The following is a 17,070-nucleotide window of genomic DNA, read 5'->3' as shown; positions in this document are numbered from 1 at the left end:
AGAAGAAGACGATAAACATTTAACTCCATTTTCTATAAATTTGAAGGCAAAGATAAGAATTTGTAATTTCATCCCTCAGATTTATTCATTGATCCATTCTCTCCCCCCATACAAGTGACAAGTCGAATTATAATAAAAAAGGAGAACCTTTTTAAGATTCTCCTTCTATGCTTTTGTACACCCTCAGGGATTCGAACCCTGGACCCACTGATTAAGAGTCAGTTGCTCTACCAACTGAGCTAAGAGTGCAAACTTTTTTCACATTGCAACTTCGGACTTGTACACCCTCAGGGATTCGAACCCTGGACCCACTGATTAAGAGTCAGTTGCTCTACCAACTGAGCTAAGAGTGCTTATTTCCTCGTTTGCGGTTGCAAAAGTAGGTCTTTTATTTCATTTGTCCAAACAATAATGCAGCTTTTTTACTATCTTTTTTTCATGGTTATTCGAACACATAAAGCTCTGAAGGCGTATTTCGCTTTAAAGCAAGCAGTTGCACATCTTTACCTACAATTACTCCTTTGTTCTTTAATTTCCATTCTACCGTTTTATAGGCCAACTCCGGATGATTATTGTCTTTGCTTAGATGGCACAACCAGATATAACGTAAATGTTCAGTGATATTTTCTGCCAGAAACTCAGCAGTGGCAGAATTGCTCATATGCCCGGTTCTACTCATAATCCGTTCTTTCAGATATTGAGGGTAAGGTCCCATTTTAAGCATCTCTTCATCATAATTCGCTTCCAGAATCAGATAATTCGCTTTACTGATATAATTTGCCGCTGTCGGAGTGATCTCCCCAAGGTCAGTTAAAAAAGAAAAGACTTTGCCGTCTATTTCTATGCAATACCCTACGTTGTCCGTCCCGTCGTGAGGAACCTCAAAAGATTCGATGCGGAAGTCCTCGAGCATCATAGGCACTTGCTTCTCCAGATAACGAACCGATGTGCTGAGCTTTTCCGTCATACAGTAACTACGATTAATTCCCTCATGAATACGGGCTGTGGTATAAACAGGTATATTCATCTTTTCCCCTAAATGCCCTACTGCCTTGATATGGTCTGCATGATCGTGTGTTACAAATACAGCACGTACACTTTCCATCAGAATATTGAAATCTTTCAGTGTTTTCTTGATGGTACGGATGCCAATACCGGCATCTATTAGTATTCCATAGGTATCAGTACCCAGATAATAGCAGTTCCCACTGCTGCCACTCGCCAGGCTTATAAATCTTACTTTCATGTTTTATCTTTCTTTATTAAAATGCAAAATGCCGTCAACTTTTACAGCAAAGTGACGGCAAATATACATAAAAAAGAAGATAATTAGCGAGAAGATTTGGTCTTTTTGTCGATGGATTCGGTGATTTTTGCGAATAATAGCAAAGCTACAGCAGCAATCAACCCGATAGCAGCAAAATAATACCAGATATAATGCGCATTCGCACTGGCTGCCTCCCATGCGGCACGAGTTTCAAACAAGGCAGGGTCCGGACAATATTTGGTCAGCAGAATACCGGCCAGCCCGAAACCGAATATGGAAGAAAGAAACGAGTGCAGATGACTGAACCCTAAATACATTCCTTCCTCCCCTTTGGGAGCCTGCAAAGAAAAATATTCCAAGTATCGCGGCGAAATAAAACACTCGGCAAGGGCCTGCACAACGATACCGGCTACCATCATCAAAGTAATATTGCTCATTCCCGAGATTATATCATTTCCCAGTATGTTTCCGCAAGCCATCAACAAGGCAGAAACAGGAATCAGAAACATACCCACATTCATCGAAGTAATAGCGCTGCGCTTTGCCATCAAACGGGTGATAAAACTGACACAGCACACCACTACAAAAGGGTTCACATTGGCAATCCAGCCCGGTTTGGCAGTCTCGCCGGCCAGACGGATGACGTACTTCGGCATAGTAGCATAAAGTTGCTGCTGCACCATCCAGAAACCTGTCACTATTAAAATAAGGACTAACAAACGCCAGTTGGTCACAATCCGCATGAAGCCCTGTCCTATCTCACGCAGACTTTTTCCTTCACCTGCCGTATGGGTCGATTTATAAAGCAGGATAACTGCCAGCAGGGCAATCACCGTCATCGCTCCGGAGAAATAATTAATGTAAATATAGGCTTGTTCGCCGATCACATTTCTCAAAGGATCGATAATTGTCTTGCCCGTAAAAGCTCCCACATTGACCATCATATAAAAAATAGAATAACCGCGGGCACGGGTCGCTTCCGTTGTCTCCTTAGCTACGGATGCAGAAATTATTGACTTGATAAAAGAACCTCCTATCATCAGAATAAACAAGATAGGAACAATGATCCACCGGGAAGAGCTATCCGGCAAACCGTTGAACTGAGTCGTGACGCCATAGCTCACCAATCCTGCCGCCTCCAGCAATGTGGGGAATACACCCAGCCCCAAATAGCCAATAGACAACAGAGAAAAAGCAATAATCATCGATTTCCGAAAACCGATCTTATCTGCATAAGCGCCCGAAAATATAGGAAGCAGATACAATCCTCCGGAGAAAAGGCCGGAAATCATACTTGCTTCGAAATCATTAAAACCTAAAATACTGGATAGATAAATAGTGAGAACGATAAAAACAGCATAATATGCCATACGTTCAAACAGTTCGACTGTGTTGCTTACCCAAAATGCTCTTGTAAAGCCTTTGGCAGCACGCTGAGGGGAATTGTTCATGTAATCTGTTTTTTTTATTAAAATGTTAATTCGACGCAAAGATACGTTTTTTTAGCTTACAGTCCGTATCTTTGTCCTAAATTACGTATTCTAAATATATCATATGACTATAGCTGTTGATTTTGACGGAACGATTGTAGAGCATCGTTATCCACGTATTGGTGAAGAAATTCCATTTGCTGTTGAAACGCTGAAATTGTTACAACAAGAAAAACACCGTTTAATCTTGTGGAGTGTACGCGAAGGAGAACTCCTGGAGGAAGCCGTAGAATGGTGCAGGGCACGGGGACTGGAATTTTATGCAGCCAATAAAGACTATCCCGAAGAAGAAAGGGATCATCAGGGTTTTTCCCGAAAACTGAAAGCCGACTTGTTCATTGACGACCGGAATGTCGGCGGCATTCCCGACTGGGGAATTATCTATGAAATGATAAAGGAGAAAAAGACTTTTGCCGATATATACAGCCAGCAGAGAGAAGAAAATAGCAGTCAGAAGAAAAAGAGGAAATGGTTGCCGTTTTAAGCTCCGGCACCAGACATCGGACTTACCTCTAACTTATAATATTCATAATGCACTCTGAACAATCGCGATCGGAGTGCATTTCTTTTATCAAAGGGAGCCCAGAATTCACATTCATTATTCCTCTTTACCTTCCCACTTTTCTCTGTATTCCCACAGTTGCTCAATGGTGGGATGAAAGGTCGGATTTTCCCAGTTTCTGGAAATCATCGAAATCAAAGATTCCAAATAAAGTTTGCCATCAATGATTGAAGTACAACTGTTCAACTGATACTTTTCTGTCGGGTAACTTTTAGTTTCAAGCATCTTTTTCGCCCAGCCCAACAGTTCCTGGACCGATTCTTCATCATAAGTATGTTGTGCCATATTTCTATATTTTCCCACAAAGATAAAGATAAAAACCGAGAAAATACAGAGTCAGGCAGGCACTTTTAGAATTCCACCTTATATAAGGTAACCAACAATCGCAAGTTTTATCCAAGTTCACCGGGGAAAAAATAGTTTTTCCGCTCATAAAATTAAGCAGCCCAATTCTTTTTATTACTTATTATTTATATCTTTGTTGACTCTAAATTCAATTAGATTAACTATAAAAAGTAACAATCATGAAGAAAATTATCATTCTGGCATGTTCCTGCTTTCTTCTGGCAGCGTGCGGAAACAGTGCAAAAACAAACAAGAGTACAAGTGCAGACAGTACAGCAACCCAAACAGTCGATATACATAATGCCGAAACATCTCTTGATTATGAAGGAACGTATAAAGGAGTCTTCCCTGCCGCCGACTGCCCGGGCATCGAAACAACTCTGACACTAAATGCCGACAAGACATTTGCCCTTCATTCCGTATACATCGACCGGGACAGCTCATTTGACGAGAAAGGCACTTATACACTGGAAGGCAACATCTTGACTTTAAAAGAAGAAGGTGGAGAAACATCTTATTATAAAGTGGAAGAAAACAAAGTTCGTCTACTAAATGATGACAAACAAGAAATAACAGGAGCACTTGCCGAACATTACATACTAAACAAAGAATAAGCAAGAATCCTGCAACAGCCAATCTGACTACCGGAAATAAAGTGGTAAATCTGCCTTTTTATTTCCGGTATCTTTTTTTGTTCCTAAGTTTTATCGTTTTCAGAGAACAATTTCAATATTTTTTATGTTTATATAAATAAAAACAAACTTATAAAAAGAACGACTTATGATTTATAATTTTTTATTCCCCACAAAGCCGAATACGACCAAGGTATCTTTGTTTTTATTGGCAGTCCGCATTATATTCGGAATATTATTAATGAACCACGGTATACAGAAATGGAGCAATTTTCAAGAGCTGTCAACGGCCTTTCCCGACCCGATCGGTCTGGGCAGTTCCATATCTCTCGGATTAGCCATCTTTGGAGAACTAGTATGTTCGATGGGCTTCATCTTTGGTTTTCTATATCGGCTGGCAATGATCCCGATGATCTTTACTATGGTAGTGGCCTTTTTTGTCATTCATGCCAATGATGTATTTGCAGTGAAAGAATTGGCTTTCATTTACTTAGTAGTATTTGTATTAATGTACATTGCCGGGCCCGGTAAATTTTCCATAGATTATTTCATCGGAAGCAAGTTGGCACACAACAAACGTAAATAACATAAAAACAAGAAATAATAACCTTGATTAATTTAAAAATATTATATTTGCATTCATTAGAAAGAGAATTTATCAATATTTTTATTAATCAAAAAGTAAAGTAAACATGAAAAAAGGCAAACTGACATTAGTAGCAGCTATACTTAGTGGTAGCTTATTATTCAGTTCCTGTGTTGGATCATTCGGCTTATTCAACCGCTTAAGTTCCTGGAATCAGGGAGTCGGAACCAAATTTGTAAATGAACTCGTATTTTTAGCTTTCAACATCGTTCCGGTTTATGGCGTAGCATATCTGGCTGATGCTTTAGTAATCAACTCTATTGAATTCTGGAGCGGTTCCAACCCGATGGCCAATGTGGGTGACGTAAAGAAGGTAAAAGGAGAGAACGGTAACTACATGGTTAAAACGCTTGAAAATGGTTACTCAATCACAAAAGAAGGCGAAACAGCTTCTATGGACTTGATTTACAACAAAGAAGCTAACACATGGAATGTGGTTGCAAACGGTGAAAGTTCTGAACTGATAAAGATGAACAATGACGGTACTGCTGACCTGTTCTTGCCGAACGGTGAAAAAATGAACGTTACATTAGACGCTCAGGGCATGATGGCTGCCCGTCAGGCTACTATGAGCAACCTGATGTTTGCAGCTCGTTAAAAGCATAACAAGATAAAAACGAAAGGAGATGAAACTGGTCATACAGGTTTCATTTCCTTTTTTCGTTTGTCTCCTCCCAGATCAGAAAGGATATCCTACTGCAAAATGGAAAGCAAAATCACGGCTGAACTTAGGATGAATAATCGGATAACGGTCTTTACCACTCTCATACACCGGATTAAGGGCTTTCATACCTCCGTCAAAGCGGAGAATGAAAAAGTCCAGATCAAGACGGAGTCCTAATCCGTACGCCACTGCTATTTGCTTATAGAATTTATCAAACTTAAAGACTCCCCCTGGCTGATTGTCATAATCACGGATCGTCCATATATTACCGGCGTCCACAAAGATAGCTCCCTGGAACTTCCAGAATAATTTGCTTCGGTATTCAATGCTGGCATCCAGTTTGATATCACCGGACTGATCCAGCAAATTGGTATTTTTGGTTCTTACAAAAGAGCCCGGTCCCAAATCACGTACCGTCCATCCGCGAACACTGTTAGCACCACCGGAAAAGTATTGTTTCTCAAACGGAATAGTCTTCGCATTCCCGTAAGGAACAGCAATTCCCAAACCGACATGAAAAGCAAATAAATTGCGATGATCGATTCGTATATTTTTGGAGAAGTCAAATTCTCCCTTCACATACTGCGCATAAGGAATTCCCAGAATAGCATACTCCCCATCATTATTCTTACGGATATTGGTTGCCTTGGACAAAGCATACATAATATTTCCTGCCGATTCGAAATTAAAACGGATAGAATATGAATTAGAAGCAATCGTATTATTGACGATAGCACCACCTATACTATTATAATGGTAGCTATATCCCATATTAATAATCAACCGGTCCTGATAATTATACTGAAGAATATGGCTCTGACCTTTATTGATAAAGTCTTCCTTAAACTTCTCCGATATTCTCGGCAAATAAAGGAAACCAATATTAATCAGATCAATGCGATGTTGTATCTTCTGGCGTTGAGTCCATTTGTAGCTCCATGAAGCCGACGCCATCGTACGCAGGAATTCGGGACGCATCTGATAATTATATTGCAATCCGAACTCCGTAGTAGCTCTGATCTTCCGCTTATAATCCGAAGAGAGGAAAGGAAACAGAAAATTAGGGAAATTGATACTTGTCTCCACTCCGTATTCTGTATAATTATTATTGGAATAGCCTGCCTGAAGTCCCGAGATTACCTCGTAAGCACCACGAAACTTTATCATGAAAGTCTCCGAACCGCGAAACAAGTTCCTGTTTTGAAAAGAAACAGAAGCTGCTGCCCCCAGGTCACCGGCAGAGTTGGTACCTTCCAACTCGAAAGCTACCGATTTGTGTTTACTCTTAGTCAGCATCACATAGCAGTCAAGCTTCGCCGTATCTCCTACCTGATTTTCTATAAAACGAATATTGGTATACTTCAAGGCAGACAGACGCCCGAAATTGGAATAGGTCTGCTGTACATCCTGTTCATTGAATAAATCACCAGAAGCAAAACGCAGATTATCAGTAAGCATCTTCGGACGCAGGTAGAGTTTATCTTTATAGTAGATAGGGTAGCCTTTAAAATGAAGAGAGTCATTGATGTCCATGCTGTTCAACGCTGAAGACTGCAGTACATCATAATCCGTAATAAAGTTAATCTTATCTATCCAATATTGCTGATGTGCTTTCACCGAATCGTTCACATGAGCTCTGTACGCATGTAAATGTAAGGTCAGGTCTACCTGATAAGTACCCCGAACCGTATCTGCCGTATAACCGACATAATCCTTATTGAATTTATAATAACCATTACGGAGCAGCTTGTCGGTAATTCGCTGACGCTCTGCATCCAGCACATTCACATCAAATATCATCCCTTCTTTCAGCAGACTTTTGGCGGAATCCTGTTTCAGAAACTCTGCAATCTTAGGGTCATGAATGTCATACTTCAACGAACTGACAATATAAGGATCTCTTGCCGTCACCTCATAGTATAACTTGATCTTCTTCTTTTTTATCTTAGTCGAACGCTTCACGGTAGCAGCCATATAGCCCATATTGCGCATTGCCTTCGTGATTTCATCCTGCGAACGCTGCGCTTCAGTCTCACTGTATATCACAGGAGCATCCCCTATTCTTCTCAGAAACTTATTTCCCCATTTGGTAGAATCCCGTCCCGAAAGGTTGTAAACATAGAGCTGCGTCTTGATCAGACTGAACCATTTCGCATTAGGATTTTGACGCACATACATTCGTAAGGAAGAGGGACGGACATTTTTCTGATCTGTATGAATCTTGACTTCATCCAACAAATAAGAACCATCCGGCACATACTTAGTGGCAGTGCACGAAGCGAACGACAGAAGGGTAATGACAAAAGTAAGTAAATAAAGAAATCCTTTCCTCATACGGTATCTCTATAAAAGCGGAAGCAATATATAGGGACAAAGATAGAGCATATTTTTCGTTCGAGGAAATTATCAAAACAATAATTAATGCGATAAAAGTTCTTTTCACCACGAATTACAGAAATTTGCAAGGTCCGTTTTACTAATACCTACATTCTCAATCGTAATCCTTGCAGTTGCTTCTATAAATCGTGGTGAACAGAACCTTTGTCTTTATGGAAGTCTGAATGCTATAGGAATTGTATACTTGACAGATACAGCCTCACCCTTCTGCATTCCCGGTTTCCATTGAGGCATCGAATTAACTACACGGAGAGCTTCTTTATCCAACTCCGGATCAACACTGCGCACAACTTTCGCATCAGAAACACTACCGTCCTTGTTGACTACAAACTGTATAACAACACGACCTTGAATTTTATTCTCTTCCGCCTTAGTCGGATACTTTATATTACGACTTAAGAAACTTAACAATTCTTTCTGCCCTCCGAGATAATCCGGCATTGTTTCCACTACGCTATAAATAGAGTCGGTTTTCTCCTGAGGTAATGTAGCTTCCGCTTGAGGTTCCGCCTTTTTTTCCGGTTCCACTGCCACTACCGTATCTGCTTTTTCTGTATCAGACTGGGCCTTATCCGTTTTCTTATTTGCACAATTACTGAATAATAACAGTAATGCAACCACTGGTATAAACATCAGATACTTACCTACCATGATGTTATGAGTTCTTTTTCTGTTTAACATTTTTATTCGTTTTTTAAAGGTAATACACTAAAGTTGTTATAGAAATTTGCTGCAGCCAATGAAGTATGTTTAATTCCCAACAAATGATATTGATATGATTTCTTATCATAGCCGGACATCACCACTTGTTTGTCCGCCAGATATTCATGGTTCATACGTATCTCGCTGCGTATCAGCCAAGAGAACGGATTAAACCAACATAATAAGATAATCAGTTGGGCCAGTATAATATCCAATGAATGAAACTCGCGAACATGTGTCTGTTCATGTATCAATATCTCATTTAGCTCTTTGTCCGGGTATTGTATCGCACCTATAAATATCCAATGGAAAAAAGAACAGGGCTCTCCTATCTCGTCCGACCGACAAACAGAGACTCCTTTTAGAGAACAGCGCTGAGAACGAGCTACAGAACGGCATATTTTACAGACTTCAAACAGACTGCGCAGTAACAACATGGCAAATCCCAGTCCATAAATAATCCACAGCCATGTACCGGCCTGCCAGTTTGCCGCTCCAACTTCTGTTGAAGCAGCAGGTAAAGTAGCAGTGACCAGCACTTCGGGCAATAGTTTGTTGTAAACGGTCGTAATCGCTTCTCCCAATGCATGTTCGTTCCACCCCGCCCACTCCGAAAAATCAATGAATGGATAAATCAGCGAAGTGGCACATATCAGCAACAGCATACCCCGTCTCAACCTAAAAAACGTATCTTTGCTGAAAGAGAACTTATAGAATGCATATAATACGATCAAAGCTACATTTACTTTAATCAGATAAATTGAAGGTTCCATACCTATCTTGATTTATGATTCTTCATCTTCAATAATGTTGATCAAATCCTCGAGTTCTTTTTTACTGATTTTACGGTCACGGACAAAAAAGGAAACCATTTCTTTATACGAACCCGTAAAATAGTTGCTCACTACTCCATTCATGAAGCTACGTTTGTAATCACTTTCTTTCACCAATACATGATACTGAATAGAGTTTCCTAACTTAAAAGGAGATAAAAACTTCTTCTTCTCCAAGTTACGGACCACAGAGGCAACGCTTGTGTATGGCGGCTTGGGTTCCGGCATTTCATTCAGTATCTCACGGATAAAACTCGGTCCCATTTTCCAAAAGTAAATCATCACTTCTTCCTCTTGTTGTGTCAATCTTTCCATCTTACTTTCTTTTATATTGATTATCAATCTACTAATTTTAAGCAAATCTACTAAAATTAAGTAGAGTATCAGTTTTTATTCACACAAATATTGTTAATATGGAAAAGATTTATTTTCAAAAAACTCATTCAACAGCCGATTAATTAGAAATATATTTATAGCTTTGCGGTAAATAAAGAAGTAAAAGAATAATGCTGAGCAAAAATAAAATAAAGTATATCCATTCGCTGGAACAAAAGAAGACACGTAAAGAAGAACAGGTATTCCTTGCCGAAGGTCCTAAATTAGTAGGCGATTTACTGGGGCATTTTCCCTGCCGTTTTCTGGCTGCCACTTCTTTCTGGCTACAAGAGCACCCCGGTATTCAGGCAAGTGAAATAGCAGAAGTCTCTCAAGAAGAACTATCACGTGCCAGTTTGCTGAAAACACCACAGCAGGTACTTGCCATTTTGGAGCAACCACAATATACTTTAAATCCGGAATTTGTCCGCCAGTCTCTTTGTCTGGCACTGGATGATGTTCAGGACCCGGGGAATCTGGGTACAATTATCCGGTTGGCAGACTGGTTTGGCATTGAGCATATTATTTGTTCGCAGAATACGGTAGACGTGTACAACCCTAAAACGATACAAGCCACCATGGGAGGAATCGCCCGTGTGAAGGTTCATTATACTTCTCTCCCCGAGTTTATTCGTTCACTCGGAGATACTCCCGTATTCGGTACTTTTCTGGATGGAAAGAACATGTACGAACAGCCATTGTCCGCCAACGGGCTGATTGTAATGGGAAATGAAGGTAACGGAATAGGAAAAGAAGTGGAAGCGCTCATCAATCGGAAACTCTATATTCCCAATTATCCACAAGGAAAAGAAACTTCGGAGTCTCTCAATGTAGCCATCGCTACCGCAGTAATCTGTGCCGAGTTCCGGCGACAGGCTGCATGGAAGTAAAATCAAAAGGATAAAATAAATAAGGAAACAGAACTTCTCCCCTCTCTTCAGACACTGCAAGGAACTCTTTAGGACATGAGGAAGTTTGATCCGAAACTACAGGAAGATTAAATTGAAACACTGGGATGTTTTTTTCAAACATCCCAGTGTTTTTTATTTCACTTCCAGGGAACAATGCGATCAGTCCGGGCATCCATTCAACAGACTCGATTTCTTCCGTCAACGGGAAAATATGGCAGACACGTCCGTCATCAGCAATCTCAACCACCTGCTGTCTGATAAAGCCAACTTCAGGCAAAAGTAAATAATGAGCAGCAAAACGTTTCATAAGATTAGCGGGGAGATGATTGACGTCTTTGCTGATTTTTACGCTGATTCATTTGCCGTTCCCTTCTTTGCTCAATCTTTTCCTGCTGGATATGTTGCTCTACTTCAATTTGTTCCGGTTTCTTTTCAGGAGTCACCGTACGACGGCGGTTCATTTCTTCCGGAGAGATACGTTGACTATCTTTCAGTTCATCGACTTTCTTCAAAGAGTCTTTCGAAATCTCAGTATCTTTTTGGGCAGAAATCTTTTTCAAAGAATCTGTTTTCAAAGCTTCCAGCTGATTAATCGAGTCACGTTCGGCTACAGAAAGTGAGTCCGCACAATGATAGCGGGTTAATATAAAGCGGTCAGCCAACAATGCTCCGGCTTTCTCTCCTTGTACGGGATAATAGATAAAACCCTTTATTTCCTTCATCGCACCCAATGTATCTGCAAACAAACGTATCTGATGCACACCCGGATCGGTGACTGTTTCCAGACGATTTAATGTATCTTTTTCATAAATAACCTGCATAGCCATCGTGACAGTTCTCAGAGAATCTGCAAGCATCGGCTCAAGGAAACGATAACGAACTTCCCAAACCAATGTATCACGATCTTTATAGTTAGTATCGGCAGGCAGCACAAACGCATATTGATCATTCATCACCTCACCTGTCAGACGCACGAAACGCTTCCAAGGCCAGACATCAATGCTGTCGCCCGGATCTGACATCTTCGGTTTATTGTCACGCAAAGCTATCAGATGATTTATTTCATTCTGCTGGGCTTTCAGACGTTTGCTTACTCTTTCATAAATTTTCGATAATACTTCCGTGTTGCGTGTGTACCACACCAAAGACGAATCGAATACGGCTTCCGTTGTACCATATTTCTTGAAAACGGCATCGAGATACAAAGCTTTCTTATAATTCTCATTATAAGGCAGATTATCTCCCATCGACTTTGCCAGATGATAATCATACAGCAAATTCTCCATCTTCGATTCTGAGATTACATCGTCAGGTCTTTTGACTTTACAACCTGCTACTGCAAGCGCGAACATGCAAATACAACACAGATGAAACCGAAACCTACTCTTCATGATTAACGCTTTCCTTTTTATTTTTATCTAGTGAATGGTAAGATTCGTTCAGATATTTACTATAGAAAAGTAGCAATGCGATAATACCGCAACTGATGGCAGCGTCCGCAAAATTAAAAATCGGACTGAAGAATATAAAATGTTCTCCACCTACGAAAGGCATCCATGTCGGCCAGTTTGTGTCAATTATCGGAAAATAAAACATATCCACCACCTTACCATAGAACCAGGTAGAATATCCACCTCCTTCGGGCATAAAGCTGGCAATCTGCGAATGAGTACTTTCATTGAAAAAAACACCATAGAATACACTGTCTATAATATTACCCAAAGCGCCGGTCAGGATAAGGGCCACGCAGACGATATATCCGGTTTTGAAACCTTTCTTTATAATCTTATAGAGATAGTAGCCTATCAGCCCTACTGCTACAATACGGAAAGTTGTCAGAAATAGCTTTCCGAAAATTTCCATACCGAAAGCCATACCATTGTTTTCGGTGAAATAGATATAAAACCAGTCTGTCACACGTATACTTTCGTGCCAATACATATGAGTCTTAATCCAGATTTTAATGATCTGGTCAATAATCAGTACGGAAAAGATAACAAACAGGGCAATTCTACCCTTCGTGAATAGTTTCTTCATTTGTTCATCATAAATTAAACATAACGAGCTACAAGTTGCCGTGCGTAAACATTGCGCAGCTACTTGTAGCTCGTCATCCGTAGCTTGTAGCTATCTATTATTTTTTACCACTGTTCTTAGCCTCGATGCTCAAAGTAGCATGAGGAACAGCACGCAGGCGTTCTGCCGGAATCAACTTTCCAGTCTCACGGCAAATGCCATACGTTTTATTCTCAATACGTACCAAAGCTGCCTGCAATCCCTGGATAAACTTCAGCTGACGTTGTGCCAGACGGGTTGTTTCCTCCTTAGAAAGCGTATTGGCTCCTTCTTCCAACACTTTATATGTAGGAGATGTGTCGTCGGTATCATTACCATCCAAGCCCATCAGGCTCATCTTCAACTGCTCGTAATCACGTTGAGCCAACTCCAGCTTCTCCATAATAATGGCACGGAATTCCTCGAGTTCCGCATCCGAATATCTAGTCTTTTCTGCCATAACTTTACTAGTTTAAAAGGTTAATCAATATTAGTATTAGTCTTTTATCACACTGACAAATAATGAGAAATCGTCAAAATTAAGTTCTGTACCGTCTTTCACTTCATCTGCCAAATCAAGGGATGTTCCTAAAACTTGGTTACAAATATAAGTATTATATTCATTCACCGCATCATCTGTTTGCGTATTTTTGGAGATTGTGATCTTTATTTTGTCCGTTATCTCGAAACCGCTGGACTTACGTATATTCTGAATACGATTCACCAGTTCACGGGCAATACCCTCACGACGCAACTCCTCGGTCACAGTAACTTCAAGAGCTACAGTCAGTTTTCCTTCATTGGCAACCAGCCATCCCGGAATATCCTCACTGATGATTTCGACATCCGAAGTTTCAATCACAGCCTCTGCTCCATCCAGATTCAATGTGTACTTTCCGTTCTTTTCGAGTTCAGCTATCGCTTCCTGAGTCATTTCTGCCACAGCAGCGGCCACAGCCTTCATCTGCTTGCCGAATTTCGGGCCTAATTTCTTAAAGTCACATTTTACCTTCTTCACCAATACGCCGGCAGCTCCATCTACAAACTTGATGTCTTTTACATTCACCTCGTTCATGATCAATGCTTTCACAGCTTCGATATGAGCCTTCTGTTCTTCATCCGCTACCGGAATCATGATACACTGCAGTGGCTGACGAACCTTGATGTTCACTTTACGACGTAGCGCCAACACCATTGAAGTTACGTCCTGTGCCATTTGCATACGGGCTTCCAGTTCCTTATCGATCATTTCTTCCTGATACTTCGGGAATTCAGCCAAGTGGACAGAGACTACATTGTCACGTCCTGTAGCAGTGATCAAATCCGTATACAGACGATCAGCATAGAATGGAGAAATAGGAGCCATCAGCTTCGCAACTGTTTCAAGGCAGGTATACAATGTCTGATAAGCAGACAACTTATCCTGAGTAAATTCACCACCCCAGAAGCGTTTACGGTTCAGACGAACATACCAGTTGGACAGATTATCATTGACAAAGTCGGAGATCAAACGTCCTGCTTTAGTCGGTTCGTACTCATTATAGCATGTATCTACTTCTTTTATTAATGTGTTCAATACAGACAAAATCCAACGGTCGATTTCCGGACGCTCCTCCATCGGAACATCTGCTTCTTTATATTCAAATCCGTCTACATTGGCATACAGTGCAAAGAACGAATATGTATTATATAAAGTACCGAAGAACTTGCGACGAACTTCTTCGATTCCGTCAATGTCGAATTTCAGATTATCCCATGGAGATGAGTTAGTAATCATATACCAACGCAACGGGTCGGAACCATACTTCTCAATCGTAGTGAACGGATCGACAGCATTGTTAAGACGCTTAGACATCTTATTACCATTCTTGTCAAGCACTAGACCATTGGAGATCACAGCTTTGTATGACACACTATCAAATACCATCGTAGCGATAGCATGCAAGGTAAAGAACCATCCGCGGGTCTGGTCTACTCCCTCCGCGATGAAGTCCGCCGGATATACTTCACGATTATCCAGGATATCTTTGTTCTCGAACGGATAATGAATCTGTGCATAAGGCATAGCACCGGAATCAAACCAAACGTCAATCAAGTCTGATTCACGCTTCATCGGTTTACCATCTTCCGATACCAGAATGATATCATCTACATACGGACGATGAAGGTCTATCTTATCATAATTTCCTTCAGTATATTCACCCGGTACAAAACCTTTATCCTTGTACGGATTAGATTTCATAAACCCGGCAGCTACCGATTTCTCTATTTCATTATAAAGTTCTTCTACAGATTCGATACATATTTCACCCGTTCCATCTTCCGTACGCCAGATAGGCAGTGGAGTCCCCCAATAACGGGAACGGCTTAAGTTCCAGTCATTCAGATTTTCCAGCCATTTGCCGAAACGTCCTGTTCCGGTAGATTCCGGTTTCCAGTTGATCGTCTTGTTCAGTTCCATCATACGCTCTTTACAAGCTGTAGAACGGATAAACCAGCTGTCCAACGGGTAATAAAGTACCGGTTTGTCTGTACGCCAACAATGAGGATAGTTGTGCACATGCTTTTCGATTTTGAAAGCCTGATTGTTTGCTTTCATCATCATACAAAGAGCAATATCCAGAGACTCGGCGGCCTGCGCAGCTTTCTCGTCAAACTTGCCATCCACCATAAACTGCGGATCATAGGCATTTTTCACCCATGCACCCTGGTATTCTTTATACTTGTCTACGTCTACACATTCCTTCACAAAGGTTTCATCCAGTTCATCCAACAGATAGAACTTACCTGTAAGGTCTACCATCGGACGGGTTTCACCTTTCTTATTGATCATGAATAAGGACGGGATTCCTGCCGCACGTGCCACATTCGCATCGTCTGCACCAAAGGTCGGTGCGATGTGAACGATACCTGTACCATCTTCTGTCGTAACATAGTCACCCAATATCACACGGAAAGCTTTATCACTTGCTTTCCAGTCACCGTTTTCCGTCACTTCAACCGGTTTCACCCAAGGAATCAGTTGCTCATATTCCATACCTACCAGGTCCGGACCTTTGTATTCGGCTATTACTTTATACGGAACAAGCTTATCGCCGGGCTTATAATCTTCTAATTTCAGATCAGCAGCTTTCGCATTGAAATGAGTATTCAACAATGCTTTTGCCAGCACAACCGTGATAGGCTCTCCGGTATAAGCATTATAAGACTGCACGGCAACATAGTCAATCTTCGGACCTACACAAAGCGCAGTGTTTGAAGGTAATGTCCACGGAGTAGTTGTCCATGCAAGAAAGTAAGGAGTCCCCCACTCTGTCATTTCCGGTTTCGGGTTCTTCATCTTAAACTGGGCTACCATCGTCGTATCTTTTACGTCACGATAGCACCCCGGCTGATTCAGCTCATGAGAACTCAAACCTGTTCCGGCAGCCGGTGAATATGGCTGAATGGTATATCCTTTATATAGCAAGCCTTTTTTGTGCAGCTGCTTCAGCAACCACCACAATGTTTCAATATAACGATTATCATAGGTAATATAAGGATGCTTCATGTCCACCCAATATCCCATCTGGTGAGTCAGGTCTTCCCATTCTTTGGTATACTTCATCACATCCTTACGGCAAGCAGCGTTGTAATCTGCCACAGAGATTTTTTTACCAATATCCTCTTTTGTTATACCCAATGCTTTCTCTACACTTAGCTCCACAGGCAATCCGTGCGTATCCCATCCGGCTTTACGCTTTACCTGATAACCTTTCATTGTTTTGTAACGGCAAAAAATGTCCTTAATAGTGCGTGCCATTACATGGTGAATACCCGGCATACCATTAGCCGAGGGAGGTCCTTCGAAAAACACAAACGAAGGACAGCCATCACGTTCTGTCATACTCTTGGCGAAAACCTGGTTTTCGTCCCACTTCTTCAGTACATCTTTGTTCACCTGTGAAAGGTCAAACTGCGAATATTCAGTAAATCTCTTACCCATAGCTATATCTACGATTTTACTATTTACAATTTACAATTTGAGGGGTATCCCCGTTTTTAAGGGTGCAAATTTACAAAAACATTTGTTTAGTTGAGCAAAAAGCAAAGACTTTTAATCGGAATCATGTGAAGTTAGCGATTATAAATGGCTATTAACCTAAACAAAACGGATACCTCCTTGTTTTAGTGGGAAAATAAAAAGCACTT

Annotated in this window: 17 protein-coding genes and 2 tRNA genes; 5 read left to right on the top strand and 14 right to left on the bottom strand. The window is 40.9% G+C overall.

The features are described 5' to 3' along the window. Window positions 1-176: 176 nt before the first annotated feature. The 4 genes from BLW31_RS20745 to BLW31_RS20730 form a co-directional block, all read right to left on the bottom strand. Window positions 177-249 (bottom strand) — tRNA-Lys (locus BLW31_RS20745). 31 nt (window positions 250-280) lie between these two features. Next, window positions 281-353 (bottom strand) — tRNA-Lys (locus tag BLW31_RS20740). Between the two features lie 89 nt (window positions 354-442). After that, the gene (locus BLW31_RS20735; protein WP_010538067.1) at window positions 443-1,246 is read right to left on the bottom strand and encodes an MBL fold metallo-hydrolase; all 804 of its coding nucleotides are present in this window, start codon (window positions 1,244-1,246) and stop codon (window positions 443-445) included. A gap of 83 nt (window positions 1,247-1,329) precedes the next feature. Further along, window positions 1,330-2,718 (bottom strand): peptide MFS transporter, encoded by a 1,389-nt coding sequence (locus tag BLW31_RS20730; RefSeq protein WP_010538068.1) that lies wholly within the window; start codon window positions 2,716-2,718, stop codon window positions 1,330-1,332. Window positions 2,719-2,821: 103 nt separating this feature from the next. Here BLW31_RS20730 and BLW31_RS20725 point away from each other — a divergent pair, with 103 nt between their 5' ends. Further along, complete coding sequence (locus BLW31_RS20725) at window positions 2,822-3,241, top strand: BT0820 family HAD-type phosphatase (protein ID WP_010538069.1); 420 nt, start codon at window positions 2,822-2,824, stop codon at window positions 3,239-3,241. Window positions 3,242-3,355: 114 nt separating this feature from the next. Here the strand turns inward: BLW31_RS20725 and BLW31_RS20720 are convergent, their stop codons facing one another. Continuing rightward, window positions 3,356-3,604: a DUF6965 family protein gene (locus tag BLW31_RS20720; protein WP_010538070.1), complete on the bottom strand. Its 249-nt coding sequence runs from the start codon at window positions 3,602-3,604 to the stop codon at window positions 3,356-3,358. Between the two features lie 239 nt (window positions 3,605-3,843). On the opposite strand from BLW31_RS20720, the gene BLW31_RS20715 reads away from it, so the two are divergent. The 3 genes from BLW31_RS20715 (at window position 3,844) to BLW31_RS20705 (ending at window position 5,540) form a co-directional block, all read left to right on the top strand. Then, on the top strand, window positions 3,844-4,278 hold the full coding sequence (locus BLW31_RS20715) for a copper resistance protein NlpE (RefSeq protein ID WP_010538071.1): 435 nt from the start codon (window positions 3,844-3,846) through the stop codon (window positions 4,276-4,278). Between the two features lie 166 nt (window positions 4,279-4,444). Beyond that, a complete protein-coding gene (locus BLW31_RS20710) occupies window positions 4,445-4,882 on the top strand; it encodes a DoxX family protein (protein WP_010538072.1) in 438 nt (145 codons plus the stop codon). A gap of 106 nt (window positions 4,883-4,988) precedes the next feature. Then, window positions 4,989-5,540 (top strand): DUF3332 domain-containing protein, encoded by a 552-nt coding sequence (locus BLW31_RS20705; protein ID WP_010538073.1) that lies wholly within the window; start codon window positions 4,989-4,991, stop codon window positions 5,538-5,540. An 81-nt stretch (window positions 5,541-5,621) separates the two neighbouring features. Here the strand turns inward: BLW31_RS20705 and tamL are convergent, their stop codons facing one another. The 4 genes from tamL to BLW31_RS20690 all read right to left on the bottom strand — a co-directional run bounded on the left by tamL (window position 5,622) and on the right by BLW31_RS20690 (window position 9,853). Beyond that, window positions 5,622-7,940, bottom strand: coding sequence for a translocation and assembly module lipoprotein TamL (tamL, locus tag BLW31_RS20700; RefSeq protein WP_010538074.1), 2,319 nt, complete (start codon window positions 7,938-7,940; stop codon window positions 5,622-5,624). A gap of 213 nt (window positions 7,941-8,153) precedes the next feature. After that, window positions 8,154-8,684 carry an energy transducer TonB gene (locus BLW31_RS24950; RefSeq protein WP_029425553.1) on the bottom strand — a complete coding sequence of 177 codons (531 nt, stop codon included), beginning with the start codon at window positions 8,682-8,684 and terminating at the stop codon, window positions 8,154-8,156. A 2-nt stretch (window positions 8,685-8,686) separates the two neighbouring features. Further along, window positions 8,687-9,478, bottom strand: a complete 792-nt coding sequence (locus BLW31_RS24945) for a M56 family metallopeptidase (RefSeq protein ID WP_010538076.1) — start codon at window positions 9,476-9,478, stop codon at window positions 8,687-8,689. Between the two features lie 12 nt (window positions 9,479-9,490). Further along, entirely contained in the window at window positions 9,491-9,853 is a 363-nt protein-coding gene (locus BLW31_RS20690) for a BlaI/MecI/CopY family transcriptional regulator (protein ID WP_010538077.1), read from the bottom strand. A gap of 191 nt (window positions 9,854-10,044) precedes the next feature. Here BLW31_RS20690 and BLW31_RS20685 point away from each other — a divergent pair, with 191 nt between their 5' ends. Next, window positions 10,045-10,803, top strand: coding sequence for a TrmH family RNA methyltransferase (locus BLW31_RS20685; RefSeq protein WP_010538078.1), 759 nt, complete (start codon window positions 10,045-10,047; stop codon window positions 10,801-10,803). Here the strand turns inward: BLW31_RS20685 and BLW31_RS20680 are convergent. The 5 genes from BLW31_RS20680 to ileS form a co-directional block, all read right to left on the bottom strand. Beyond that, window positions 10,754-11,131: a hypothetical protein gene (locus BLW31_RS20680; protein ID WP_022300774.1), complete on the bottom strand. Its 378-nt coding sequence runs from the start codon at window positions 11,129-11,131 to the stop codon at window positions 10,754-10,756. The genes BLW31_RS20685 and BLW31_RS20680 overlap by 50 nt on opposite strands. Before the next feature lie 4 nt (window positions 11,132-11,135). Then, window positions 11,136-12,215: a DUF4296 domain-containing protein gene (locus BLW31_RS20675; RefSeq protein WP_022300773.1), complete on the bottom strand. Its 1,080-nt coding sequence runs from the start codon at window positions 12,213-12,215 to the stop codon at window positions 11,136-11,138. Beyond that, the gene (locus tag BLW31_RS20670; RefSeq protein ID WP_010538080.1) at window positions 12,205-12,861 is read right to left on the bottom strand and encodes a lipoprotein signal peptidase; all 657 of its coding nucleotides are present in this window, start codon (window positions 12,859-12,861) and stop codon (window positions 12,205-12,207) included. The genes BLW31_RS20675 and BLW31_RS20670 overlap by 11 nt, the downstream gene beginning before the upstream one ends. Before the next feature lie 97 nt (window positions 12,862-12,958). Then, a complete protein-coding gene (locus tag BLW31_RS20665; protein WP_010538081.1) occupies window positions 12,959-13,339 on the bottom strand; it encodes a TraR/DksA family transcriptional regulator in 381 nt (126 codons plus the stop codon). 36 nt (window positions 13,340-13,375) lie between these two features. After that, on the bottom strand, window positions 13,376-16,864 hold the full coding sequence (gene ileS / locus BLW31_RS20660) for an isoleucine--tRNA ligase (RefSeq protein ID WP_010538082.1): 3,489 nt from the start codon (window positions 16,862-16,864) through the stop codon (window positions 13,376-13,378). Between the last annotated feature and the right edge of the window lie 206 nt (window positions 16,865-17,070).

Origin of the sequence: Bacteroides faecis MAJ27, from assembly GCF_900106755.1 — a bacterium.
Lineage (GTDB): Bacteria > Bacteroidota > Bacteroidia > Bacteroidales > Bacteroidaceae > Bacteroides > Bacteroides faecis.
The sequence above is the reverse complement of the archived record's forward strand: the minus strand, read 5'-3'. Positions and strand labels throughout refer to the sequence as shown.